Below are 410 nucleotides of genomic sequence, written 5' to 3' on the forward strand. Positions count from 1 at the left end.
GCGATCGTGCCGACCCTGGGCGCGGTCGTGCTGAGCTATGGACTATTTGCCGATGCGGAGACGGTGCGAGCCAATGTCGAGGCGGTCTTCGCGTCCCTCCCACGCGACGCCGCCTCGATCATCACCGACCAGTTGCTGACGGTGGTCGAGAGCGCGAAGGACAAGCAGGGCATCGGGCTGGTCGTGGCGCTGATCCTGGCCTGGTATGGCGCGACCAAGGGATCGTCGGCCATCATCACGGGGCTGAACGTCGCCTATGACACGGAGGAGACGCGCGGCTTCGTCCGCCTCAACCTTCTGCAATTTGCCGTAGTGGCCGGTGGGGTCCTGCTAATCTTCGTAGCCATGGGCACGACCATGGCGCTGGCGTTCCTGAACGGGCTGATCCCCGACGCGCCGGGTCTGGTGCT

The 410-nt window shown here is 65.4% G+C and carries 1 protein-coding gene; it reads left to right on the forward strand.

Going from position 1 to position 410, the window contains the following annotated elements:
* Positions 1-410 (forward strand): YhjD/YihY/BrkB family envelope integrity protein (locus U1700_RS14870; RefSeq protein WP_332753459.1); only part of this gene is annotated, 410 nt, incomplete at both ends.

The sequence above is a fragment of the Sphingomonas sp. RB1R13 genome (assembly GCF_036663775.1).
Taxonomy (GTDB): Bacteria; Pseudomonadota; Alphaproteobacteria; order Sphingomonadales; family Sphingomonadaceae; genus Sphingomicrobium.